Origin of the sequence: Mesorhizobium sp. B2-3-10, from assembly GCF_006442275.1 — a bacterium.
GTDB classification, from domain to species: Bacteria; Pseudomonadota; Alphaproteobacteria; order Rhizobiales; family Rhizobiaceae; genus Mesorhizobium; species Mesorhizobium australicum.
Map to the genome: position 1 here is coordinate 215,753 of NZ_VFVT01000002.1, position 21,952 is coordinate 237,704.

At 62.8% G+C, this 21,952-nt stretch carries 23 protein-coding genes; 13 read left to right on the top strand and 10 right to left on the bottom strand.

Annotated features, from left to right (window positions below; translation table 11 throughout):
• Positions 1-122 precede the first annotated feature (122 nt).
• On the top strand, positions 123-3,077 hold the full coding sequence (locus FJ943_RS07625; RefSeq protein ID WP_140720559.1) for a ribonuclease E/G: 2,955 nt from the start codon (positions 123-125) through the stop codon (positions 3,075-3,077).
• A gap of 93 nt (positions 3,078-3,170) precedes the next feature.
• Here the strand turns inward: FJ943_RS07625 and FJ943_RS07630 are convergent, their stop codons facing one another.
• Complete coding sequence (locus FJ943_RS07630) at positions 3,171-4,118, bottom strand: glutaminase (protein ID WP_015318033.1); 948 nt, start codon at positions 4,116-4,118, stop codon at positions 3,171-3,173.
• A 4-nt stretch (positions 4,119-4,122) separates the two neighbouring features.
• Positions 4,123-5,271 (bottom strand): aminotransferase class I/II-fold pyridoxal phosphate-dependent enzyme, encoded by a 1,149-nt coding sequence (locus tag FJ943_RS07635; RefSeq protein WP_140720561.1) that lies wholly within the window; start codon positions 5,269-5,271, stop codon positions 4,123-4,125.
• A 147-nt stretch (positions 5,272-5,418) separates the two neighbouring features.
• On the opposite strand from FJ943_RS07635, the gene FJ943_RS07640 reads away from it, so the two are divergent.
• From FJ943_RS07640 to aat, 6 genes are all read left to right on the top strand, one after another.
• On the top strand, positions 5,419-6,813 hold the full coding sequence (locus tag FJ943_RS07640) for a M48 family metalloprotease (protein ID WP_015318035.1): 1,395 nt from the start codon (positions 5,419-5,421) through the stop codon (positions 6,811-6,813).
• 69 nt (positions 6,814-6,882) lie between these two features.
• Positions 6,883-7,719, top strand: coding sequence for a DsbA family protein (locus tag FJ943_RS07645; RefSeq protein ID WP_140720563.1), 837 nt, complete (start codon positions 6,883-6,885; stop codon positions 7,717-7,719).
• 145 nt (positions 7,720-7,864) lie between these two features.
• Complete coding sequence (aroQ, locus tag FJ943_RS07650; protein WP_015318037.1) at positions 7,865-8,299, top strand: type II 3-dehydroquinate dehydratase; 435 nt, start codon at positions 7,865-7,867, stop codon at positions 8,297-8,299.
• 26 nt (positions 8,300-8,325) lie between these two features.
• The gene (gene accB, locus FJ943_RS07655) at positions 8,326-8,778 is read left to right on the top strand and encodes an acetyl-CoA carboxylase biotin carboxyl carrier protein (RefSeq protein WP_015318038.1); all 453 of its coding nucleotides are present in this window, start codon (positions 8,326-8,328) and stop codon (positions 8,776-8,778) included.
• A 10-nt stretch (positions 8,779-8,788) separates the two neighbouring features.
• Positions 8,789-10,132, top strand: coding sequence for an acetyl-CoA carboxylase biotin carboxylase subunit (gene accC / locus FJ943_RS07660; protein WP_140720565.1), 1,344 nt, complete (start codon positions 8,789-8,791; stop codon positions 10,130-10,132).
• A gap of 26 nt (positions 10,133-10,158) precedes the next feature.
• The gene (aat, locus tag FJ943_RS07665; protein ID WP_140720567.1) at positions 10,159-10,776 is read left to right on the top strand and encodes a leucyl/phenylalanyl-tRNA--protein transferase; all 618 of its coding nucleotides are present in this window, start codon (positions 10,159-10,161) and stop codon (positions 10,774-10,776) included.
• A gap of 9 nt (positions 10,777-10,785) precedes the next feature.
• Here aat and FJ943_RS07670 read toward each other — a convergent pair whose 3' ends face one another.
• The 3 genes from FJ943_RS07670 to FJ943_RS07680 all read right to left on the bottom strand — a co-directional run bounded on the left by FJ943_RS07670 (position 10,786) and on the right by FJ943_RS07680 (position 12,364).
• Entirely contained in the window at positions 10,786-11,169 is a 384-nt protein-coding gene (locus FJ943_RS07670) for a hypothetical protein (protein WP_140720568.1), read from the bottom strand.
• A 61-nt stretch (positions 11,170-11,230) separates the two neighbouring features.
• Positions 11,231-11,827 (bottom strand): DUF2155 domain-containing protein, encoded by a 597-nt coding sequence (locus tag FJ943_RS07675; RefSeq protein ID WP_140720570.1) that lies wholly within the window; start codon positions 11,825-11,827, stop codon positions 11,231-11,233.
• Between the two features lie 138 nt (positions 11,828-11,965).
• Positions 11,966-12,364: an NADH:ubiquinone oxidoreductase subunit NDUFA12 gene (locus tag FJ943_RS07680; protein ID WP_015318043.1), complete on the bottom strand. Its 399-nt coding sequence runs from the start codon at positions 12,362-12,364 to the stop codon at positions 11,966-11,968.
• A 229-nt stretch (positions 12,365-12,593) separates the two neighbouring features.
• Here FJ943_RS07680 and panB point away from each other — a divergent pair, with 229 nt between their 5' ends.
• On the top strand, positions 12,594-13,436 hold the full coding sequence (gene panB / locus FJ943_RS07685; protein ID WP_140717337.1) for a 3-methyl-2-oxobutanoate hydroxymethyltransferase: 843 nt from the start codon (positions 12,594-12,596) through the stop codon (positions 13,434-13,436).
• The gene (gene panC, locus FJ943_RS07690; protein WP_140720572.1) at positions 13,433-14,284 is read left to right on the top strand and encodes a pantoate--beta-alanine ligase; all 852 of its coding nucleotides are present in this window, start codon (positions 13,433-13,435) and stop codon (positions 14,282-14,284) included. Before panB ends, panC begins: the two co-directional genes overlap by 4 nt.
• Positions 14,285-14,419: 135 nt before the next feature.
• Here the strand turns inward: panC and FJ943_RS07695 are convergent, their stop codons facing one another.
• The 3 genes from FJ943_RS07695 to gatB all read right to left on the bottom strand — a co-directional run bounded on the left by FJ943_RS07695 (position 14,420) and on the right by gatB (position 17,268).
• Entirely contained in the window at positions 14,420-15,118 is a 699-nt protein-coding gene (locus tag FJ943_RS07695; protein WP_140616931.1) for an AIM24 family protein, read from the bottom strand.
• Between the two features lie 151 nt (positions 15,119-15,269).
• Positions 15,270-15,764, bottom strand: a complete 495-nt coding sequence (locus FJ943_RS07700) for a GNAT family N-acetyltransferase (protein ID WP_140720574.1) — start codon at positions 15,762-15,764, stop codon at positions 15,270-15,272.
• Positions 15,765-15,768: 4 nt separating this feature from the next.
• A complete protein-coding gene (gatB, locus tag FJ943_RS07705; protein ID WP_140720576.1) occupies positions 15,769-17,268 on the bottom strand; it encodes an Asp-tRNA(Asn)/Glu-tRNA(Gln) amidotransferase subunit GatB in 1,500 nt (499 codons plus the stop codon).
• 269 nt (positions 17,269-17,537) lie between these two features.
• Here gatB and FJ943_RS07710 point away from each other — a divergent pair, with 269 nt between their 5' ends.
• A complete protein-coding gene (locus FJ943_RS07710; protein WP_140617242.1) occupies positions 17,538-17,795 on the top strand; it encodes a YjhX family toxin in 258 nt (85 codons plus the stop codon).
• A gap of 44 nt (positions 17,796-17,839) precedes the next feature.
• Here the strand turns inward: FJ943_RS07710 and FJ943_RS07715 are convergent, their stop codons facing one another.
• Together FJ943_RS07715 and FJ943_RS07720 are read right to left on the bottom strand one after the other, a co-directional pair.
• Positions 17,840-18,271: a CBS domain-containing protein gene (locus FJ943_RS07715; RefSeq protein ID WP_015318050.1), complete on the bottom strand. Its 432-nt coding sequence runs from the start codon at positions 18,269-18,271 to the stop codon at positions 17,840-17,842.
• A gap of 87 nt (positions 18,272-18,358) precedes the next feature.
• Complete coding sequence (locus FJ943_RS07720; RefSeq protein WP_140665519.1) at positions 18,359-19,114, bottom strand: rhomboid family intramembrane serine protease; 756 nt, start codon at positions 19,112-19,114, stop codon at positions 18,359-18,361.
• A gap of 430 nt (positions 19,115-19,544) precedes the next feature.
• On the opposite strand from FJ943_RS07720, the gene FJ943_RS07725 reads away from it, so the two are divergent.
• From FJ943_RS07725 to FJ943_RS07735, 3 genes are all read left to right on the top strand, one after another.
• On the top strand, positions 19,545-20,177 hold the full coding sequence (locus tag FJ943_RS07725; protein WP_015318052.1) for a PAS domain-containing protein: 633 nt from the start codon (positions 19,545-19,547) through the stop codon (positions 20,175-20,177).
• A gap of 119 nt (positions 20,178-20,296) precedes the next feature.
• Entirely contained in the window at positions 20,297-20,914 is a 618-nt protein-coding gene (locus tag FJ943_RS07730; protein WP_140720578.1) for a PilZ domain-containing protein, read from the top strand.
• A gap of 282 nt (positions 20,915-21,196) precedes the next feature.
• The gene (locus FJ943_RS07735; RefSeq protein ID WP_140720580.1) at positions 21,197-21,805 is read left to right on the top strand and encodes a transglutaminase-like cysteine peptidase; all 609 of its coding nucleotides are present in this window, start codon (positions 21,197-21,199) and stop codon (positions 21,803-21,805) included.
• Positions 21,806-21,952: the final 147 nt, after the last annotated feature.

Here is a 21,952-nt window from a genome sequence, read left to right on the forward strand (position 1 = left end):
CGCCATGACACGCAGGCAGCGTCCGGCGGACATTCAGACATCCGGCACCCACACACCAGAAACGCAGCAGCGGGCTTTGCCTTGCAAGCTGCGGCTGACGGCTGCCGGGAGGAAACGAAATAATGCCCAACAAAATGCTGATAGACGCCTCCCACCCGGAGGAAACACGCGTAGTCGTCGTACGCGGTAACCGTATCGAAGAATTCGACTTTGAATCCCAGGACAAGAAGCAGCTCAAAGGAAATATCTATCTCGCCCGTGTAACGCGCGTCGAACCCTCCCTTCAGGCAGCCTTTGTCGAATATGGCGGCAACCGTCACGGTTTTCTCGCCTTCAGTGAAATACACCCCGATTACTACCAGATTCCGGTCGCCGACCGTCAGGCACTGCTGCGCGCGGAAGCGCAGGAGGCCGAGGACGAAGAGAACGAGGACGGCGAAGGCGACGATCGCCAGAGCCGGGATCGTGGACGGCGCGGTCGCCGGCGCGGCGGCAAGCCCCGCGACCGTGGTGAAAACAGGCGCGATGCCGGCACGGCCGAATCCGGCGAGGCAAGCGAAGCCGCCGGCGAGGCAGACGAAAACAACGACAATGGCCCGGATGACAATGGCCCGGACGTTATCGCCGAGAACATGGCCGACGTTTCCGGGACCACGGAACACGCATCCGACGCCTCGGAATACGCCGACGCACCCGAACAGGACGAGGTTTCTTCCGAACAGGATAAAGGCGAGACCAACGACGGCCCTCCCAAGTCGATCGCCGCCTCCGTCGAAGGCGATGTGATTTCCGAGCCCATCCCGCATGCCGAACAGGGCAGCGAAGCCACCTCCACCGACAATGATCGCGGCATGCTGGAGGAAGTATCCTCTTCCCATCCGGACGATCATGAGATCGAATCGGTCGGCGCCGAGGACGCGCTCGAGGAAGTGCGCAATCGCCGCAAGCCGGTGCGCCGCCAGTACAAGATCCAGGAAGTGATCAAGCGCCGGCAGATCCTGCTGGTGCAGGTCGTCAAGGAAGAGCGCGGCAACAAGGGCGCGGCGCTCACCACCTATCTGTCGCTCGCCGGCCGCTATTCCGTTCTGATGCCGAACACTGCGCGCGGCGGCGGTATTTCGCGCAAGATCACCAGCGCGGTCGACCGCAAGCGCCTCAAGGAGGTCGTCGCCGATCTCGAAGTGCCGCAAGGCATGGGGGTCATCCTGCGCACCGCCGGCGAGAGCCGCACCAAGGCTGAGATCAAGCGCGACTACGAATATCTGATGCGGCTGTGGGAGAACGTGCGCAATCTCACGCTCCAGTCCACGGCCCCTGCTCTCGTCTATGAGGAAGGAAGCCTGATCAAGCGCTCGGTGCGCGACCTCTACAACAAGGACATCGACGAGATTCTCGTCTCCGGCGAAGAGGGCTATCGCGAGGCCAAGGATTTCATGCGCATGCTGATGCCGAGCCACGCCAAGGTGGTTCAGCCGTTCCGCGACACGACGCCGATCTTCGTGCGCAACGGCATCGAAGCGCAGCTCGACCGCATGCTGCAGCCGCAAGTGACGCTGAAGAGCGGCGGCTACATCATCATCAACCAGACCGAAGCGCTGGTCGCCATCGACGTCAATTCGGGCCGTTCCACCAAGGAGCACTCGATCGAGGACACCGCGCTCCACACCAATCTGGAAGCGGCCGAGGAAGTCGCCCGCCAGCTCAGGCTGCGCGACCTTGCCGGCCTGATCGTCATCGACTTCATCGACATGGAGGAGAACCGCAACAACCGCTCCGTCGAGAAGCGGCTGAAGGATCACCTCAAGAACGATCGTGCTCGCATTCAGGTCGGCCGCATCTCGCATTTCGGCCTGATGGAGATGTCGCGTCAGCGCATCCGCGCCAGCGTGCTGGAATCGACCATGAAGCCGTGCCCGCATTGCGGCGGCACCGGCCATGTCAGGTCCGATTCGTCGGTGGCGCTGATGGTGGTACGGGCAATCGAGGAGTTCCTGCTCAAGGATTCGCGAAGCCACATCACGGTGCGCACGCCGGCCGCGACCGCGCTCTACGTGCTGAACCACAAGCGCGGCACGCTGGTGGAACTGGAAAGCCGCTTCGGCCTGACGATCACCATCGAGGCAGACGATGCGGTCGGTGCCCAGCACTACGCGATCTTCCGCGGCGCGCTGGCCGAAAAGCCGGAAGGTTTCGTCGAGGTGCGCAGCCTGCCGGCCTATGTCGAGCCGGAAGAGCCCGAGGACGAGATCATCGTCGCCGAGGAGGAAGACGAGGCGCCGGCCCAGGCCGAACAGCCGCGCCACGCCCAACAGCCGCAGCATCAGCAGCCCAAATCCGGCGAGGACGGCGAAGGCCGCGATCGCAAACGCCGCAAGCGTCGCAGGCGGCGTGGCGGCAAGGACCGCGACCGCGAGCATGGCGCCCCAACCGACGGCGCTTCCCTCGCCACGTCCGATGACGGTTTCTCCGCGTCGGAAGGCGCGGCGGACCATGGCGATGCCGAGGTAGACGACGAGGCTGCGGTCGCCGCAACCGGGACCGTCGAAACGGCGGAAGCGCCCGACGATGGCCAGGGCAAGAAGCGTCGGCGCGGCAAGCGCGGCGGCAAGCGCAACCGTCGCGAAGACGGTGAAGGCGAGACCGAGGCGGAAGCCGGCGAAACGACCGAGCCCGCCGAAGCGGACGCTTCGCTAAGCGAGCCTGCGTCGATCGAGCCGGTGGCTGCCACCGCCGTCGAACAACCCGCGGCTACCGTGAGCGACGAGGTGCCAAGCACCGAGAAGCCCAAGAAGCCGCGTCGCGCAGCCAAGCCGAAGAAGGCGGCCGCCGAAGCCGTCGCCGAGGAGCCGACCGCGGAACTGGCCGTGCAGGCATCCGCCGAAACGCCAGCCACGGCATCGGACGAGGCAGCGGCCGCCGAGGAGACGCCGAAGGCCCGGCCATCGCGCCGCAAGGCGGCAGCCGCTGATACGCCTGTCGTACCGGTGGTTTCCTCGACCGTCGCCGATGAGCCTGAAGTCAAGACCGAAGAAAAGCCGAAGCGTGCCGGCTGGTGGCAGCGGAAAGGCTTTTTCTAAGCTTTTCAAATCGTTGAATTGAATCTTTGACAAAAAATCCCGCGCCGATCGAAATGAACGGCGCGGGATTTTTCTTATCGGCAGGTCACGTTTCTACGGCGCGAAGATCGACCAGTTCATCATCCTGGCGAGCTTTTCCAGCGCGATCGACCCCAGCTTGGAATTGCCGTTGGCGTTGAGGCCGGGCGACCAGACGGCGAGCGAGGCGACACCCGGCACGATGCCCAATATGCCGCCGCCGACGCCGCTCTTGCCGGGGATGCCGACGCGGAAAGCAAAATCGCCAGAGCCGTCATAGTGGCCGCAGGTCAGCATCATGGCGCCGATGCGCCGCGCCCGCTCCGCCGACACCACGGAATGCCCGGTCGCCGGGTTCTTGCCGCCATTGGCGAGGAAGCGGCCGGCCATTGCCAATTGCCGGCAGCTCATGGCAATGGCGCAATGGTGGAAGTAGACGCCCAGCGCCAGTTCCGGCGCATGATGGAGATTGCCGAAGGATTTCATGTAGTTGGCGAGCGCGAAATTGCGGTAACCAGTGGCACGTTCGGAAGCCGCGACCTCGCGATCGATGATGATCGTCTCGTCGTCGGCGAGGAACTGGATGAAGCGCAGTATCTCGCCGATCGCCTCGCGCGGCTGGTGACCGGCAAGCAGGATGTCGGAAATGACGATGGCACCGGCATTGATGAACGGATTGCGCGGAATGCCGTTCTCATGCTCGAGCTGGACAATCGAGTTGAACGGGTTGCCGGAGGGCTCGCGCCCCACCCGCTTCCACAGCGCATCGCCGACATTGCCGAGCGCCAGCGTCAGCGTGAACACCTTCGAGATGCTCTGGATCGAAAACGCCTGGTCGGCATCGCCGGCCACGAGCGTGCGGCCATCATTGGTAACGGCCGCGATGCCGAATTTCTTCGGGTCGACCTTGCCCAGTTGGGGAATATAGGTCGCGACATCGCCGCGATCGGTGCGTTCCGCCATTTCCGCCGCGACTTCCGCCAATGCTTGATCAAGTTTGGGGGCCTGTTCGACTTCCGGCATGACGCTACCTCAACCAGCGTTCGATGCGCGCCATCGCCTCGACCATGTCGTCGTGGCTGCCAGCATAGGAAAACCGCATCGTGCGATGCCCCGCCCTAGTGTCGAAATCGCGGCCGGGTGTCGCTGCAACATGCGCCTCGGCCAGCATCCTGCGGGCGAAGACCATGCTGTCATTGCTGTGCCGGGTGACATCGCAAAAGGCATAGAAGGCGCCATCCATGGGCGCCGCCAGGGGAAAACCCAGCTCCGGCAAACGCTTCATCAAGAGCTCGCGATTCCAGGCATAGCGTCCCTTCACCGCCTCCAGTTCCTCGGTTGCGGCAAAAGCCTCGATCGCCGCAATCTGCGACAGCTCCGGCGGCGAGATGTAGAGGCTCTGGGCGATGCGCTCGACCGGCCGCACGAGTTCTTCCGGCAAAACCATCCAGCCGATGCGCCAGCCGGTCATGCAGTAGTATTTCGAGAAGGAGTTGATAACCGTCACGCTGCCGCTGAAGGCGAGTGCCGTGGTGTCGGGGGCGCCATAGGCCAGCCGATGGTAGATCTCATCGGAAATGACGGCGATGCCGAGCGATTCCGCCGTGGTGATCAGCGTCGCCAGCTCGTCGGCTGGGATGACGGCGCCCGTCGGATTGGCCGGACTTGCAAACAGCACACCCTTCAGCGGCGCCTCGCGATGCGCGGCTTCCAGATGGCCAGCGTGCAGATAAGCCGCGTCGCCGAGCTCGATTTCGACCACGTCGATGCCAAGGGCTGCCATGATGTTGCGATAGGCGGGGTAGCCGGGCGCGGCGATGGCGACCCGGTCGCCCGGATCGAACATCGCCAGGAAGGCGAGATTGAAGGCCGCCGACGATCCGGTGGTCACCGCGATCCGGCCGGGGTCGACATCGAGGCCATAATGATCCGCGTAATGCCCGGCGATCGCCTTGCGCAGCGAGGCCAGACCCAAGGTGTCGGTATAGCCTATGCGTCCAACCTCCAGCGCCTTGGCGGCGGCGGCGCGAACCCGTACGGGCGCTGGATCGGATGGCTGGCCGACCGCCATGGAAATCACCGGTATGCCCAGGACCTTCAGCCGGTTCGCTTCGGCCAGCACATCCATGGCGTGGAACGGCTCGACATTGCCGCGATGGGAGAGCGAAACGACCATTTTTACCCCTGTCCCGAGGATTGAGCGCGCCAGGTCCTGACGCATGCGCCGCACAAATGCCCGATTGATGTGAGGATCACAAGTTGAGGAAGTTTTTCAGGCGCCGACTTTTCATCTTTCGCCCGCTCGTCTACCAGTGGACACATTATGTTGAGCCGACCCAGATCGACGATTGCCCGGGCAGCGCGTGTCTTCGCGACGGTTTCGCTTGCCGCCGCGGTTGCGGTTGCCGGTTCGCAGACCGCCTTCGCCCAAGGCGTGCCAGTGGTCCGCGACGCCGAGATCGAAGCCCTGGTGCGCGATTATGCACGGCCGATCTTCAGGGCCGCCGGGCTGGCGAATGACGGCATCGACATCGTGCTGGTCAACGATTCCAGCTTCAACGCCTTCGTCACCGGGCGCCGGTTGTTCATCAACACCGGCGCGTTGATGACGGCTGAGACGCCGAACGAAATCATCGGCGTCATCGCACACGAAGCCGGGCATATCGCCGGCGGCCACCAGCAGAAGCTGCGCGACCAGCTCGAACGCGCCAAGACCATGGCCATCATCGCCACCTTGCTCGGTGCCGGCGCGATCGTTGCCGGTGCGACCACGAACAGCCGCGGCCTTGCCGGCGCCGGCATGGGCGTGGCGGCCGGCGGCGGCGAGATGGCGCAGCGCAGCATCCTCGCTTACCAGCGCACCGAGGAAATCACGGCCGACCGCTCGGCCATCACCTATCTCAATGCCACCGGCCAGTCCGGCATGGGCATGCTGAAGACCTTCCACCGCTTCCAGACCGCGCTATCGCTGTCGGGCGCGCAGGTCGATCCCTACCGGATCAGCCACCCGATGCCGCAGGACCGTATCGCCAACCTCGAGGTGCTGGTCAAACAGAGCCCCAATGTCGACAAGATCGACGCGCCGGCACTGCAGCAGCGCCACGACATGATGCGGGTGAAGATTGCCGTCTACATGGAAGGCCAGGCCGCCGCTACGCGGCTGATGCAAAAGATGCGGGGCAGCATGGCGGCGCTGTATGGCGATGCCCAGTCGGCCTATCTCTACGGCAACATCGCCGCGGCGCTCACCAAGACCAACGCCCTGATCAAGGCGCAGCCCAAGAATGCCTACTTCCAGGAGCTGCTCGGCGATATTCTGATGAAAGCCAACAAGCCCGCGGATGCTGCCGACGCTTATTCCAAAGCGGTCAGCCTCGACCCGGCACGGTCCGGCCTGCTGCCTGTCTCGCTTGGCCAGGCGCTGATGGCGGTCGGCACGCCAGACTCGCTGAAGAAAGCTGTCGTGCAGATCAACAATGGCCTGGGCCGCGACAAGGAAAACTCCACCGGATATCGCTATCTGGCGCAGGCTTACGGGGAGCTGGGAGACATACCGGGCGCGGAGCTTGCCACCGCCGAAGGCCATTTCTATTCCGGCAACTACAAGGATGCCAAGATCTTCGCCATGCGGGCGCAACAGCAGATGAAGCGCGGCGAGCCGCGCTGGATACGCGCCCAGGACATCATAAACTACAAATCGTCAGGCAAGAGCCAGTAATCTCATGAACCCTCCGGCCGCGTGCTGCGACACAGCCAGACCGGAAAACAGGCAGAAGGAACGACAACGATGAAAAAGGCACTGCTGCTGGGCACCACGGGGGTTGCGGTCGCCCTTGCCATGCTGGCTTTCGGTTTTGTGGCCGGCAGTCCGCAGGTTGCGAAGGCCGGAACGGCACAGGCTGTCCAGACGGCTCAGCCTGTCCAGACGGCTCAGCCTGTCCAGACGGCAGCCGATACCAAAATCGACCGCACCGAGGTCGAGGGAATCATCCGCGACTATCTCCTGAAGAATCCGGAAGTGCTGCTGGAAGTGCAGGACGCGCTCGAGGCCAAGCAGAAGGAGGAACAGCGGCTCGCGGCACTGGGCGTCATCAAGAACGCCAAGGACCAGATCTTCAATTCCACCTTCGACGGCGTCGTCGGCAACCCGAACGGCAAGGTCACGATCGTCGAGTTCTACGACTACAATTGCGGCTTCTGCAAACGCGCCATCGAGGACATGCGGGCGCTTACCAAGTCCGATCCGGACCTGCGTTTCGTGCTCAAGGAATTCCCGATCCTCGGCCCGGATTCGCAGAAGGCGAGCGTCGTCTCGATGGCGTTTCACCTGATGATGCCGGAGAAATACGGCGAGTTCCACAATGCGCTGCTCGGCGGCCAGGGGCGCGCCACCGAGGCAACCGCGATCAAGATCGCGCTTTCGCTCGGCGCCGACGAGGCGGCATTGCACGAGAAGATGAAGGACCCATCGATCACCGAGGCCTTCACCAAAACTTACGATCTTGCCAACAAACTGCAGATCACCGGAACCCCGTCCTACGTCGTCGGCAACGAGGTCGTGTTCGGGGCGCTCGGGCAGGAAGTGCTTGCCGAAAAGATCGAGGCGGCGAAAGCCGCGCTTTGAGCGGCAAGCGGTTTTCTTCACGGGCGCATTTCGGCCTGTTGTGGACAGTGAAAGAACGCACTTGCGCTCTTTCCGCGGGCGACTATGCCCGGTATAGAGGCCCAGCGCGCCGGCTTGATGCTGGCGCCGGAAAAGGTCGGTTTTTTTGAAAACGGTTTTTGTCCTGAACGGTCCCAATCTCAACGCGCTCGGCAAGCGCGAGCCGGGCATCTATGGCGGCAAGACGCTTGCCGCCATCGCCGACGACTGCAAGCAGGCAGGTGCGTCGCTTGGGATCGAGATCGATTTCCGTCAGTCGAACCATGAGGGCGATCTCGTCGACTGGATCCAGGAGGCCGGCGACAAAGCCGCCGGCATCGTCATCAACCCAGGCGCCTATAGCCATACCTCGATCGCAATCCACGACGCCATCCGTTCGATCGCGCCATTGCCGGTTGCCGAAGTTCACCTTTCCAACATTCACGCGCGGGAACCGTTCCGCCACGTCTCCATGGTCGCGCCGGTCGCTGTCGGCATGATCTGTGGCTTTGGGCCGCTCGGCTACACGCTGGCGCTGCAAGCGCTCGCCGCACGCCTATGACCGGCCAACAAACAGAAGGCTCGAAAATGTCGATAAAGAAGACCGGTGTTGACCAGCAACTGATCCGCGATCTGGCGGGCATACTGAACGACACCAATCTGACAGAGATTGAGGTGGAACTCGGCGACCTGAAGGTACGGGTGTCGCGGCAGGCGCCCGCCGTTCACGCGATTGCGGCCCCGCAGCCCACCTATGCACCAACGGCAACCCAGCCCGCGGCCGCCCCGGCGGCGGTCGACGTGTCGAAAAACGCGGTGACCTCGCCCATGGTCGGCACCGCCTATCTGGCGCCGTCGCCCGACGCAAAGCCGTTCATCGAGGTCGGCCAGAAGATCAAGGAAGGCCAGACGCTGCTGATCATCGAGGCGATGAAGACGATGAACCAGATCCCCTCGCCGCGCGCGGGCACGGTGACGGCGATCCTGTTCGAGGACGCGACGCCGGTGGAATACGGCATGCCGCTCGTCGTGATCGAATAGAGCGGACCTGATGTTCCAGAAGATCCTCATCGCCAATCGCGGCGAAATCGCGCTCCGGGTGCTGCGCGCCTGCAAGGAACTTGGCATCCAGACGGTGGTGGTGCATTCGACCGCCGACGCTGACGCCATGCATGTCAGGCTCGCCGACGAAAGCGTGTGCATCGGTCCGCCGCCGTCGCGCGACAGCTATCTCAACATCCACCAGATCGTCGCGGCCTGTGAGATTACCGGCGCCGACGCCGTGCATCCGGGCTATGGCTTCCTGTCGGAGAACGCCAAGTTCGCCGACATTTTGGCGGCGCACAACATCACCTTCATCGGCCCGTCCGGCGACCACATTCGCATCATGGGCGACAAGATCGAGGCCAAGCGCACGGCAAAGCGCCTCGGCATTCCGGTTGTGCCCGGCTCCGACGGTGCGGTGACCGAGGAGAAGGAAGCCAGGCGCATCGCCGCCGAGATCGGCTATCCCGTTATCATCAAGGCGTCGGCCGGCGGCGGCGGACGCGGCATGAAAGTAGCGCATACGGAGGCAGACCTCGAAATCGCACTGCAGACGGCACGCTCGGAAGCGGGCGCGGCCTTCGGCGACGACGCGGTCTACATCGAGAAATACCTGGAGAAACCGCGCCACATCGAGGTGCAGGTGTTTGGCGACGGCTTCGGCGGCGGCGTGCATTTCGGCGAGCGCGACTGCTCGCTGCAGCGGCGCCACCAGAAAGTCTGGGAAGAGGCCAATTCGCCGGCGCTCAACGCCGAGGAGCGGTCCCGCATCGGCGGCATCTGCGCAAAGGCGATCGCCGATCTCGGCTATTCGGGCGCCGGCACCATCGAGTTTCTGTACGAGAACGGCGAGTTCTATTTCATTGAGATGAACACGCGCCTGCAGGTCGAGCATCCGGTGACGGAAGCGATCACCGGCATCGATCTGGTCCACGAGCAGATCCGCGTCGCGTCCGGCGGCGGCCTTTCGGTCAAGCAGGAAGACATCAAGTTCAACGGCCATGCCATCGAATGCCGCATCAACGCCGAGGATCCGCGCACCTTCACCCCCTCGCCCGGCACCATCACGCATTTTCACACGCCAGGCGGCCTCGGCATCCGCGTCGATTCCGGCGTCTATTCGGGCTACAAGATCCCACCCTACTATGACAGCCTGATCGGCAAGCTGATCGTGCATGGCCGCAACCGCGTCGAATGCATGATGCGGCTGCGGCGGGCGCTCGACGAATTCGTCGTCGACGGGATCAAGACGACGTTGCCGCTGTTTCGCGATCTCGTCGGCAATGCCGACATCGCCAATGGCGACTACGACATCCACTGGCTGGAAAAATATCTGGCCAGGGGCGAATAGCCTCAACTTGCCGCTATAATGACGCGATGACCCGTCCCTACGCGCCAGGCTATCGCATCCCGACCGACCTTCTGCTCAAGGCATACGCCTCGGGCGTCTTCCCCATGGCCGAAAGTGCTGGTGACCCGGAGGTCTTCTGGGTGCGGCCGGAGACGCGCGGCATCATTCCGCTCGACGATTTTCACACACCCAAAAGCCTGAAGAAGACGATCCGCAGGCACCCGTTCGAAATCCGTTTCGATTTCGATTTCGAGGCGACGATCGATGGCTGTGCCGAAAAACGCGAGGAGCGCCGCTCTACCTGGATCAATGCGCCGATCCGCGAAGCCTATGTGCAACTGCACCGCATGGGTCTTTGCCACTCGGTCGAGGCCTGGCGCGAGGGGCGTATGGTCGGCGGCCTCTATGGCGTCTCGCTCGGACGGGTGTTCTTCGGCGAAAGCATGTTTTCCAAAGAGACGGACGCGTCGAAGACCTGCCTGGTGAATCTCGTCGAGCGCCTGAAGGCACGCGGCTTCGCGCTGCTCGATACGCAGTTCACGACAGAGCACCTCAAGCGCTTCGGCGCGGTCGACGTGCCGCGCGGCAAATATGAAAAGATGCTGGCAGACGCGCTGAAAGGCGAAGCGGTTTTTTTTCCGTAGGATCAGGCCCTACTTGGGCGACGCCTCGAACGGCGTCTGCGCGTGGAACATCATCTTCCAGCCGTTGACGCGATGGACGTAGCCGGTGCTGACCAGCGCCGCATAGGGCTCGCCATTTTCGCGCGTCGCATGCGCTTCATAGGTCAGCATGACGATATCGCTGCCGGGTTCGATTATTCCCTTGAGTTTGATGTCGAGGTCGCGCCAGCGGTTGGGTTTGGCTGCGGTCTTGGCCAGATCGGCATTGTCCATGGCCTGTGCCAACTGTGGAAATGCCACAAGGCATTCGGTGTCGACATTGGCAGCATAATAGGCAGTGTCGCCCGTCCAGAACCCCTTTTCGAGCTCCAGCAACTCGGCCTTGTTGGCCATGATCCGCTTGCTGTCCGACATTGGCGTATCCTCAACGCGCGGTGATGGTCCAACGCGCGCCAGCCATGGCGGTTCCAAGAGATCAGTTGGTGTCCGTCGTAGCCGGTTCCACGGCGTCGTCGGGCTGTGCCGCGTCCGGAGCGACCGGGGGCTTTGGCTTGGTCGCGGCTGGCTTCGACGCGTCGGCTTTCGCCCCATCGGCCTTGGTCGAGCCACTCTTGCCAACATCGGGCGCCGGCACATCCGACTTCTGCTTGCACTCCTTCAGCCAGACGTCATAGACGGCATGTTCGACGGCGTTGAGCCCCGGACTTTCCGCAAACATCCAACCGGTGAAGATACGGCGGATCTTGCGGTCGAGCGTGATCTCGTCGACCTCGACGAAAGAATCGGTTTTCGGCTGTTCGTTCTGCGGCCGGGAATAGCAGACGCGCGGCGTTACCTGCAGGGCGCCGAACTGCACCGTCTCGTCGATATAGACATCGAAGGTGATGATGCGGCCGGTGATCTTGTCGATGCCGGCGAACTCGGCGACCGGGTTGGTGATGCGATCCGATCCCGCGGGCGCCGCCGGCGCCGGGGCGGCGGGCGCGGGTGAAGCCGCAAAGGCGATGGTGCTGACGGCGAGGCTGGCTGCTAACGTCAGGCCGCCCGTCGATATCGGGTTGAAAAAGCTCATGCAGGGGTACCGGTGGTTCGCGCCCAGGTGATTCCGTCGATCGCCAAGGCTAGTCGCCGTTTTCTGATCAGCAAGCAGCTAAACACCAATTGTGGCGATAAAGGACCGGCCTGCACCTTACCTTTGCAACTCGCGCCGTTACGAGCCCGGCGTCCAGGCGTCGTAGTCGCCGGTGACCTGCGGGCGGTGTTGATTGGTCAGCACCGAGCCCTTCGGACGATAGGCCGATGGCGTGCCGGTCAGATTGGGTAAATGCGGCTTTTGCCAGTCGCGCGGCCGGTAGTCATCGCTGGGGGGAGCGATATCGACACGATGGTGAATCCAGCCGTGCCAGCCCGGCGGAATGGCCGAAGCTTCCGAATAGTTGCGGTAGATGACCCAGCGACGCGTGCGGCCTTCCGAATCGATACCGCCTTCGTAATAGACATTGCCGGCCTCGTCCTGGCCGACCCTCTTGCCGTAGCGCCATGTGTGCAGGCGCGTTCCCAGCGTCTGGCTGTTCCACCAGGTGAAAAACTGCGTCAGGAAAGTCTTCATCTCAGAACCCTCGCGCTGGCGGCGCCTGTTTCCTGCTTATGGCGTCAGGCCTTCGGGAAGGCAAGGGTTTTGCCGCGGGGAGCGCGCAAATGGCGCGCCAGGGACCCGACAACAGCCTGTGATCCCCGGGGGGTGACCGGATGCGCGCTTGCCAAGCCTTGCCGCTCTTTCTAAAGCTCTGCGCGCCCATGCGAAAATCCTGTCCCGCTGGGGCTGAAGGAGGCGACGATTGGCCACGCAATTGCCGACCACCGATATTCGCGTCGGCGCCGATCTGATTCGCCGCCGCAAGGGCGGCACGCCGATCGTCTGCCTCACCGCCTACACCTATCCGATCGCCCGCCTGCTCGATCCCCATGTCGACCTGCTCCTGGTCGGCGACAGCGTCGCCATGGTCGTGCATGGCCACGAGACGACACTGGGCGCCTCGCTGGAGATGATGATCGCGCACGGCCAAGCCGTGATGAGGGGCTCGGCCCGGGCCTGCGTGGTCGTCGACATGCCGGCCGGCAGCTATGAGGGGTCCGCCGTGCAAGCCCTGGCCTCGGCACGGCGCATCGTCGGCGAGACCGGCTGCCAGGCGGTGAAGCTCGAAGGCGGCGTCGACATGGCTCGTCAGATTGCCGCGATCGTGGCCGCCGATATCCCGGTCATGGGCCATATCGGCCTGCAGCCTCAATCGGTGAAAAAGGATGGCGGCTACAAGATCAAGGGCCGCACGGACGAGACTGTAGCCGCCCTGATCGCCGACGCGCTGGCGGTCGAGAAGGCCGGCGCGTTCTCGGTGGTCATCGAAGGCACGATCGAGACGGTCGCCGCCGACATCACCCGCCGCATAGCCATTCCAACCATCGGCATCGGCGCCAGCGGCGATTGCGACGGCCAGATCCTGGTCGTCGACGACATGGTCGGGCTGACGGTCGACCGCGTGCCTAAATTCGTCAAGCAATACGCCGACCTGCGCAGCGTGATCACGCATGCCGCGGAGCGCTACGCATCGGAGGTGCGGGATCGCGTTTTCCCCGGGCCCGCCCACGTCTTTTCAAAAACCAACGGCGGGGATGACGCGTGAGCCGGCCCCACGTCGTCGATAGCGTTGCCGCGCTTCGCGCGCGAATCCGCGACTGGCGTCGCGACGGACAACGCATCGCCATGGTGCCGACCATGGGCGCCTTGCATGAAGGGCATCTTTCTCTGGTCAAGATCGCTCTCGAAAGGGCTGATCGTTGCGTGGTGTCGATCTTCGTCAACCCGACGCAGTTCGCACCGACCGAGGATCTCGACAAGTACCCGCGCCAGTTGGCCCGCGACCTCGACATGCTGGCCGCAGTCAAAGCCGACCTTGCCTTCACGCCCGGTGTCAGCGAGATGTATCGCGCAGGCTTTGCCACGAAGATCTCGGTAGGCGGCCCGTCAGCCGGGCTCGAAACGGACTTTCGCCCCACCTTTTTCGACGGCGTCGCCACGGTGGTGGCCAAGCTTCTCCTGCAGGCCGCACCCGACTTCGCCATCTTTGGCGAAAAGGATTACCAGCAGCTTTGCGTCGTCAGGCAGCTTTGCCGCGACCTCGACCTGCCCGTCGAGATCATCGGCGCGCCGACCATACGCGACGCGCATGGCCTCGCCATGTCGTCACGCAACGCCTATCTCGATGAAGCCGAACTCCAGATCGCTCGCCAATTCAACGTCATTCTGCGCAAGGCAGCTGCTGCGCTGGCGGCGGGCGCAGGACAGGAGGAAACGATCGCCGAAGCAGGCCGCGTCTTGGTCGCGACCGGCTTCCAGAAGGTGGATTATGTCGAAGCCCGCGAAAGCCTGACACTCACGCCATGGCGGCGCGACCGCGCGGGCCGCGTTCTCGCCGCCGGCTGGCTGGGAAAAACCAGGCTGATCGACAATGTGGAAGTTCCCGCCGCCTGATCGGCGTTAGCATTCTCAATCAAGGTCGAAGGCCCGCCGCTGCCGATGCCAGGGCACGGGGAGGCGATCCGCTGACAAGTCACCGCCGCGTTCGCGCTGGCCAGGCTTTCATCCGTCTGGCTTCTGGCTCCCAGCCTACTCCTCGGTCGGCATATGCAGGTACATCGACTGTATGCCGACCCTGCCCGGCCCGGTGAACCGATTGACGATGAAATTCAAGTTGGCACCGAAGAAGCCGCTCGACAGCCGGTCGATCTTGGTCTCCATCCTGACAGAGGCATCCTTGAACAGCCAGCCGCCGGGCTCGATGTCTATGATCTCGCCCGGAGCTAGCGTCTTTTCAAAAACGTTGCCATAGCCGTGCAGCCAGACGATGCCGTCACCGGTATCGCCGCGAAACCGGTCGATGAAGAAGCCGCTCTGGCCGAACAGCATCGTCGCCAGGCCGCGTACACGCTCGAACGTGTAGTCGACATTGCCGGTGGCGGCCAGAAACTGGTGCTCGCGGACCTGTATCTCCTCGCCTCGCCGCAGGTGAATCGGTACGATGTGACCCGGCCCATCACGGCTGAAGGCGATGATGCCCGCCCCCGACGCCTCGGTGACGAAGATTTGCATGCCGGCCATCATGCGCTTCAGCGCGCCCTTCAGCGATTTCAGGCCGATGGTGATTGTGGAATTCTTCCACAGCAGGATGTGGTGCTCGAAATAGACAGGCATCCGCGTCACGTCGACGGAAAGCACGGGCACCAGTTCACCCGCTATGTGATAGGTGACGCCACCAAAGGTTTCGTCCGACACCTCGGTCGGCATCAGTTCCGGCAGACTTGGCATGGTTCCCCCCAAAGCCATCCCGCGTGTGTCGGTTTATTCCGGCTTCACACGGGTCGGCCTAGGCAGCTTTGGTGCCGGACACCAGGGCCGTCAAACGAAAACAGATCCCGCGACGCGCGCTCGCGCGAAGGTGATCACGCCGCCACGGTGCTCAGGCGGCAAGTACCCGTTCATAGATCAGCGCCGGGATGGCAGAGCTGGCGGAGCCGCAATTCTCGGTGCGGCCGATCTGGACGAAGCCGTTGGCCTGATAAAAGGCAACGGCGCGGGTGTTCTTCTCTTCCACTTCGAGCCGAATGCGGTGAGCTTCCGGAAAACTCTCGATGATCTCGTCGAGGAGCATGCCGCCGATACCGCGGCCCTGCAGCGAGGGAAGCACATAGAGCTGCCTGAGCATGACCACGCCGCCGCCATCGACGGCTTCGGCAAACGCCATGCCGCCAATGCGCTTGCCGTCATCGGCAACGAGGAACTCGCTGCTCGGCTTTACCAGCCTGGCTTTCAACGAGGCGATGGAGTGCCATTCATTGGTGATTTCGGTGACCCGTTCCGCGCCATAGATGGCGTCATACGTCGCATGCCAGGTCTCGACCAGCAACGCTCGGACGGCTGCGAGGTCGCGATCCCCGGCGGTGCGAACGAACATGCTTTTACTCGATGCCCAGCTTGGCCTTGACGAGGTCGTTGACGGCCTGCGGATTGGCCTTGCCGCCAGTCGCCTTCATCACCTGGCCGACGAACCAGCCGGCCATGGTGGGCTTGGCGCGAGCCTGCTCGACCTTGTCGGGATTGGCCGCGATCACCTCGTCGACCGCCTTCTCGATGGCCCCGGTGTCGGTGACCTGCTTCATGCCACGGCTTTCGACCAACTGGCGCGGATCGCCGCCCTCGTTCCAGACGATCTCGAACAGGTCCTTGGCGATCTTGCCGGAGATGGTGCCTTCCTTGATCAGATCGATGACGGCGCCGAGCTGGTCGGGCGAAACCGGAGCGGATTCAATGTCCTTGCCGGCCTTGTTGAGAGCACCCAGCAGATCGTTGATGACCCAGTTGGCGGCGAGCTTGCCGTCGCGACCGGCCGCCACCTTCTCGAAATAATCGGCGATCGGCTTTTCCGACACCAGGATCGCGGCGTCGTAGGTCGAGAGGCCGAGCGAGGAGATCAGCCGCAGCTTCTTGTCGTCGGGCAGTTCCGGCAATTCCTTGGCCAGCCTATCGACATAGGCCTGGTCGAATTCCAGCGGCAGAAGGTCGGGATCGGGGAAGTAGCGATAGTCGTGCGCCTCTTCCTTTGAGCGCATCGAGCGCGTCTCGCCCTTGACGGCGTCGAACAGCCGCGTTTCCTGATCGATCCTGCCGCCATCCTCGATGATGGCGATCTGCCGGCGCGCCTCGTAGTCGATGGCCTGGCCGATGAAGCGGATCGAGTTCATGTTCTTGATTTCGCAGCGGGTGCCGAATTCGCCACCTGGCCGGCGTACAGAGACATTGACGTCGGCGCGCAACGAGCCTTCGTCCATGTTGCCGTCGCAGGTGCCGAGATAGCGCATGATGGTCCGCAGCTTGGTCACATAGGCCTTGGCCTCATCGCCGGAGCGCATGTCAGGTTTCGACACGATCTCCATCAACGCCACGCCGGAGCGGTTGAGGTCGACATAAGACATGGTCGGGTGCTGGTCGTGGATCGACTTGCCGGCATCCTGCTCCAGGTGCAGGCGCTCGATGCCAACCTCGATGTCCTCGAACTCGCCGTGGCGGTCGGGGCCGACCGAGACGATGACCGTGCCCTCGCCGACGATCGGCTGCTTGAACTGCGAGATCTGGTAGCCCTGCGGCAGGTCCGGATAGAAATAATTCTTCCGGTCGAAGACCGACTTGTGGTTGATCTGCGCCTTCAACCCCAGGCCGGTGCGGATCGCCTGCTTGACGCATTCCTCGTTGATGACGGGCAGCATGCCTGGCATTGCCGCATCGACAAGGCTGACATTGGCATTGGGCGCGGCACCGAAAGCGGTCGAAGCGCCGGAGAACAGCTTTGCTTCCGAGATGACCTGTGCGTGCACCTCAAGACCGATGATGATCTCCCAGTCGCCGGTGGCGCCGGATATCAGGCGTTTTGCGTCGGGTGTGCGGGTGTCGATGATGCTCATTGTGGCCTACGGACTGAAGTGCATTAATGCAACTTCGCTAGTGCAAACCGCCAAAAGAGACAAGCGCAAAGCCGTGGGCGCAAAGCCGTGGGCTGGCCTCTTCGACGGCTTTCGCCTATATGCCGTTCGTCTCAATGGAGAGTGGATGTCCACTTACGCTCGGTCCCGGTGAGGCCCTGACCTCGTAACGAGGCAGGGCAGAAAACCTGAAACCCCGTGCCGCGAAGCTTCGCGGCGGCGGTATTTTTCGTTTTCCGGGAACTCTTCACATGGATATTTCGCGCATTGAACAGCGCATCCTGCACCTGCTCGCGCAGGGCGGACGCATTGAAATCGAAAGGAACGACAAGAAACGGATCGCCTCGGTCAAATGCCTGACCCGCGACGGCTGGCATTACCCCGGCGTCGATCTCGACCTGTTTCGAAAATTGAAACGCAAGAAGGCGGTTTCGTCGTCCGGCGGCGGGCCCTACCGCATCACGAGGCTCGGGCTCGAACTCGTTCGCTCCGAACTCGACAACAGGTAGCCTTGGTGCCGCCGGCCGGCACCCGGCCGGCGGTTGCCGACCGCTCAGGCGGTGGCGATGTAGGCCCGGATTTCCTCGGCCTCGCGCTCGACGTCCTCGATGCGGCGCTTGACCACGTCGCCGATGGATACGATGCCATCGAGCAGGCCGTCCTTTTCCACCGGGAGATGGCGGAAGCGGCCCCTGGTCATGATCTCCATCACCTCGTTGACGGTGTGGTTTTCGTTGCAGATCTTCACCTTCGGCGTCATCGCCGAGCGCACAGCTATATCGAGCGCGGCACCGCCTTCCCTGGCTACCACGCGCACGATGTCGCGCTCCGAAAGGATGCCGACGATCTTGCGATCGCCATTGGTGATGACCAGCGCGCCGATCCTGTGCTCGGCAAGGATGCGGATGGCTTCGCTCAGTTTTTCGTTCGGCCCGAGCGTCAACACGTCATGGCCTTTTTGCTCGAGAATGGCCTTAACCGTCATGGCGTCCTCCTCTACTTTGCCAACCGGTTCCTGCCCTGACCGGCTTTCACATAAGAGTGAACATCGTGCGCCGTGATCGGTTGCATTTCAAGCCCGGTCGGAGGTCTCCCATTCGGGCGCTTGCCATATCCCGTCGAACCAGCGCAGGCCGAAGAAGCCCGCGACAAAGCCGCCGATATGGGCCTCCCAGGCGACTTGGCCGTCCACGCCGGGCGCGAAGCCAAGAAGGCCGGTGGCCAGATTGATGATCATCCACATGGCCAGGAAGATGACGACGCCGCGCGAGCGCAGCACGACCCCGACCGGCAGCACCGGGCCGGCAAAAGCAGCCTTGCCGGCCGAGCGGTCGGTGCGGAAGCCAAAGCGCGCCGCAGCCCCCATCATGCCCGATATGGCGCCCGATGCGCCGACCAGCGGCGCTTCTCCATACGGATGCATCGCCCAGAAGAGTGCCACCGAAGCCAATCCCGTGGCGGCAAAGAACAACGCGAACCGAAGCGCGCCGAGCCGATTGGCCAGCGGCGAGCCGAAGGCGGCAAGCCAGACCATGTTGATGGCGATATGGGCAAAGCCGCCATGCATGAAGGCATAGGTGAAAGGCCGCGTGAAGAGAAACCAGTCGAACCCGTACCGGCCGGTATAGAGGACGGGAATGAAAGCTCCGTCATAGAGCAGCGTCATCTGCTGGGCGTCGTTCAGCGCATATTGCTGCAGCAGGTAGACGACCGCGCAGATGCCGATCACCGCCAGCACGATCGGCGGCAGATTGAACACCGGCTCACGCACCGGTGGCGGCATGGTCTCGGCCGGTTCGGGCTCGGACGGATTTTGCTGTTCGCTCATCTGCAATCGCACTCGATGCTGGTTCGACTGGGCTGGTTCGACTGGGCTGGTTCGGTCTGGCGAGCATCTAGATCACCGCCGATGGAACCGCAAACGGCGAATCGTCCCGCTCCGAATCAAAGGGGCGAATCAAAAAAGAAGCCGTCCAAGGTTTCCCCTGAACGGCCGGTCGAGCCCCTGCTCCCCTAAAACTCTTGACTGAAGTGCTGCCGATCGTCGCGAAACGACCGCTTCTGGAGTGCTTTTGGTGTGCCACGCGGCGGCCCAGGGCGCAACGTAAACCAGTTGTTAACCTTAACAGCCCCGACCCGTGAACAAGTGTTAACGACGCTGGCACGCTTCCTGCTCCCCAACGCATGTAGGTCATCGGAGGGCGCCCTTCTGTTCACCGATGGGACATCAGACGACAGAATGCGCGGAGCTTTGTAGTATGAACCAAAACGGATCGATCACGCTGTTCCACTATTGGAACCGCCTGCGTGACGGACGCCCCGCTCCGAAGCGATCGGAAGTCGAGCCGGCCGATATCAAGTCGCTGCTGGCCGACACGTTCATCCTCGAAAAGGACACGCGTGGGCAGCCTGTATTTCGCCTGGCCGGCACCAGGCTCTGCGCCTCCTACGGCCGCGAACTCAAGGGATTCTCCTTCCCGTCGCTGTGGCGGGAGAAGGATCAGAGGCTGGTTTCGCGGCTCATTCACGGGGTTTTCGAGCAGAAATCGGTCGTGCTGATCATTTTCGAGGGCTTCAGCCGCAACGGCCGCTCCAACAAGTTCGAATTGCTCGCCTTGCCGCTCGACGGCGGCATCGAAAATCCACGCTGCCTCGGCGTGATCAGCGCCGTGGAGAAGCCGTTCTGGCTGGGCGCGGATCCGATCACCGACGCCTTGATCGATTCCATCCGCGTCATCGACCCGGAGAAGGAACTGCTGAACAGCCGTCCGGCGATCAACGTTCCCTCGCTCGTTCCCGACGAGATCGAGGCGCCCGAAACGATCTCCGCGCTCGGCCGTGCCCGCCGCATCCGCCATCTCGTCGTTTTCGATGGCGGGCGGGACGAATAGTTGACGATCGCATGGTCTTGCAGGCTCGTTTTTCCCCTTTGTTAACCCGATTTGTTGTAGTTCTCTGCTGAAGTTCCTCGCATCCACGCGCGGGAATGCCAAACGGGGTGTAGGCAGTCATGAGGTCAGCGGCGATCGACTACGCGCCGTCCCAAGCTGAAAGGCGTAACTTTCAGCGCGTCCGGGTCAAAATCTACGGACGTTTCATGCTGGAGGACCGCACCGAGCACCCATGCCAGGTGGTGGACATGTCGCCCGGCAACGTGGCGCTTCGCACCGACCGCATCGGCATGCCCGGCGAGAAAGTCATCGCCTATATCGACCATATCGGCCGCATCGAGGGTGTGCTGACACGCACGCTGCCGGATGGCTTCGCAATGACGGTGATCGCGTCCGACCGCAAGAAGGACAAACTCGCCGCGCAGTTGACATGGCTTGCCAACAAGCACGAACTCGACCTGCCGGAAGACCGCCGCCACGAGCGCGTCTCGCCCCGCAACCCGACGAGCGTGCTGCAGCTCACCGACGGCCGCCAGTATCAGTGCCGGATCATCGATCTGTCGCTGTCGGGCGCCGCGATCGAGATCGACGTGAAACCGGCGATCGGCGTCCAGGTCATGCTCGGCACGATGCGGGGTCAGATCGTCCGGCATTTCGAAGATGGCGTCGCCATCGAATTTGCCGTCATCCAGCGCCCCGAAACGCTCGATTCCGAATTCAACACGCCGCGCGCCTGATCGGGTCGCAAAGTATGCCCGTCAAGCCGGCCTCGCGGCCGGCTTTTTCGATTTCGGGTGCGGCGATCGATAGGTCCTGGATGGCAGGTCGCCATAGTCGGAAATGGTCCGCGCGAGGCCGAATTTGCCGAAAAACCAGGGCAGCAATCCGACCAATTCAATACTAAAATGATTCAAATTTTATGTTTATTCTATAGGCGTTTTACTTAAAATCTACTTCGAGCCTTTGCGTCGAATAAATCCAGATGTGGCACTGTCTCCTTCGAACGGGGAGACTGAACAATGAAAAAAACGAGGGGCAAGCTGTTGCTGATGGCAATGGCGATGCAGCTTTCCGCCTGGGGATCAGCATATGCCGCGGGACCGGCCTATATGCATACCGGCGGACGCACGACGCAGCCTGTTGGCCACTACGAATTCTGCCAACGCATCCCCGGCGAATGCAACGAGAAGACCGCCAAGGGGGCGCCTGTCGACCTGAGCCGCAAGCTCTGGGCGACGATCGTCAGCATCAACAATTCGGTCAACACCCGCATCAAGCCGCGCACCGACATGGAAAACTACGGTGCCGAGGAATACTGGGCCTACCCGGACAATGGCTATGGCGATTGCGAGGACTACGCGCTGGAAAAGCGCCGCGAGTTGATGGATGCGGGCGTGCCGGCCGGTGACCTCTTGATGACGGTTGCGCGCCAGCCGAATGGCGACGGCCACGCGGTGCTGACCGTGCGCACCAGCCTCGGCGAGTTCATCCTCGACAATCTTGAGACCAAGGTGCTGTCCTGGACGGATACCGACTACACCTATCTCAAGCGTCAATCGACGGAGAATTCCGGCGTTTGGGTGACGATCAACGACGGCCGTTCCGACGCGGTCGCCAGCGTCCGCTGAGGACGCCAATGAGATCAGGCGCGTTGCACGACGCGCTTAACGAGAAACCCGGTCGAGTCCCCACCCTCCCCGTCCCCAACGACCGGGTCAAAGGAGCCGGCCCCGTCCCCGGGCCGGCTCCGCCATTTCTGGGAAGACATCAGTACA

What these genes read in the sequence shown, in the direction of transcription:
- FJ943_RS07625 (WP_140720559.1), top strand. Translation starts at nt 123, where the DNA reads ATGCCCAACAAAATGCTGATAGACGCCTCCCACCCGGAGGAAACACGC.
- FJ943_RS07630 (WP_015318033.1), bottom strand. Translation starts at nt 4,118, where the DNA reads ATGCCGGAAGTCGAACAGGCCCCCAAACTTGATCAAGCATTGGCGGAA.
- FJ943_RS07635 (WP_140720561.1), bottom strand. Translation starts at nt 5,271, where the DNA reads ATGGTCGTTTCGCTCTCCCATCGCGGCAATGTCGAGCCGTTCCACGCC.
- FJ943_RS07640 (WP_015318035.1), top strand. Translation starts at nt 5,419, where the DNA reads ATGTTGAGCCGACCCAGATCGACGATTGCCCGGGCAGCGCGTGTCTTC.
- FJ943_RS07645 (WP_140720563.1), top strand. Translation starts at nt 6,883, where the DNA reads ATGAAAAAGGCACTGCTGCTGGGCACCACGGGGGTTGCGGTCGCCCTT.
- accB (WP_015318038.1), top strand. Translation starts at nt 8,326, where the DNA reads ATGTCGATAAAGAAGACCGGTGTTGACCAGCAACTGATCCGCGATCTG.
- accC (WP_140720565.1), top strand. Translation starts at nt 8,789, where the DNA reads ATGTTCCAGAAGATCCTCATCGCCAATCGCGGCGAAATCGCGCTCCGG.
- aat (WP_140720567.1), top strand. Translation starts at nt 10,159, where the DNA reads ATGACCCGTCCCTACGCGCCAGGCTATCGCATCCCGACCGACCTTCTG.
- FJ943_RS07670 (WP_140720568.1), bottom strand. Translation starts at nt 11,169, where the DNA reads ATGTCGGACAGCAAGCGGATCATGGCCAACAAGGCCGAGTTGCTGGAG.
- FJ943_RS07675 (WP_140720570.1), bottom strand. Translation starts at nt 11,827, where the DNA reads ATGAGCTTTTTCAACCCGATATCGACGGGCGGCCTGACGTTAGCAGCC.
- FJ943_RS07680 (WP_015318043.1), bottom strand. Translation starts at nt 12,364, where the DNA reads ATGAAGACTTTCCTGACGCAGTTTTTCACCTGGTGGAACAGCCAGACG.
- FJ943_RS07695 (WP_140616931.1), bottom strand. Translation starts at nt 15,118, where the DNA reads ATGCCAAGTCTGCCGGAACTGATGCCGACCGAGGTGTCGGACGAAACC.
- FJ943_RS07700 (WP_140720574.1), bottom strand. Translation starts at nt 15,764, where the DNA reads ATGTTCGTTCGCACCGCCGGGGATCGCGACCTCGCAGCCGTCCGAGCG.
- gatB (WP_140720576.1), bottom strand. Translation starts at nt 17,268, where the DNA reads ATGAGCATCATCGACACCCGCACACCCGACGCAAAACGCCTGATATCC.
- FJ943_RS07710 (WP_140617242.1), top strand. Translation starts at nt 17,538, where the DNA reads ATGGATATTTCGCGCATTGAACAGCGCATCCTGCACCTGCTCGCGCAG.
- FJ943_RS07715 (WP_015318050.1), bottom strand. Translation starts at nt 18,271, where the DNA reads ATGACGGTTAAGGCCATTCTCGAGCAAAAAGGCCATGACGTGTTGACG.
- FJ943_RS07720 (WP_140665519.1), bottom strand. Translation starts at nt 19,114, where the DNA reads ATGAGCGAACAGCAAAATCCGTCCGAGCCCGAACCGGCCGAGACCATG.
- FJ943_RS07725 (WP_015318052.1), top strand. Translation starts at nt 19,545, where the DNA reads ATGAACCAAAACGGATCGATCACGCTGTTCCACTATTGGAACCGCCTG.
- FJ943_RS07730 (WP_140720578.1), top strand. Translation starts at nt 20,297, where the DNA reads ATGAGGTCAGCGGCGATCGACTACGCGCCGTCCCAAGCTGAAAGGCGT.
- FJ943_RS07735 (WP_140720580.1), top strand. Translation starts at nt 21,197, where the DNA reads ATGAAAAAAACGAGGGGCAAGCTGTTGCTGATGGCAATGGCGATGCAG.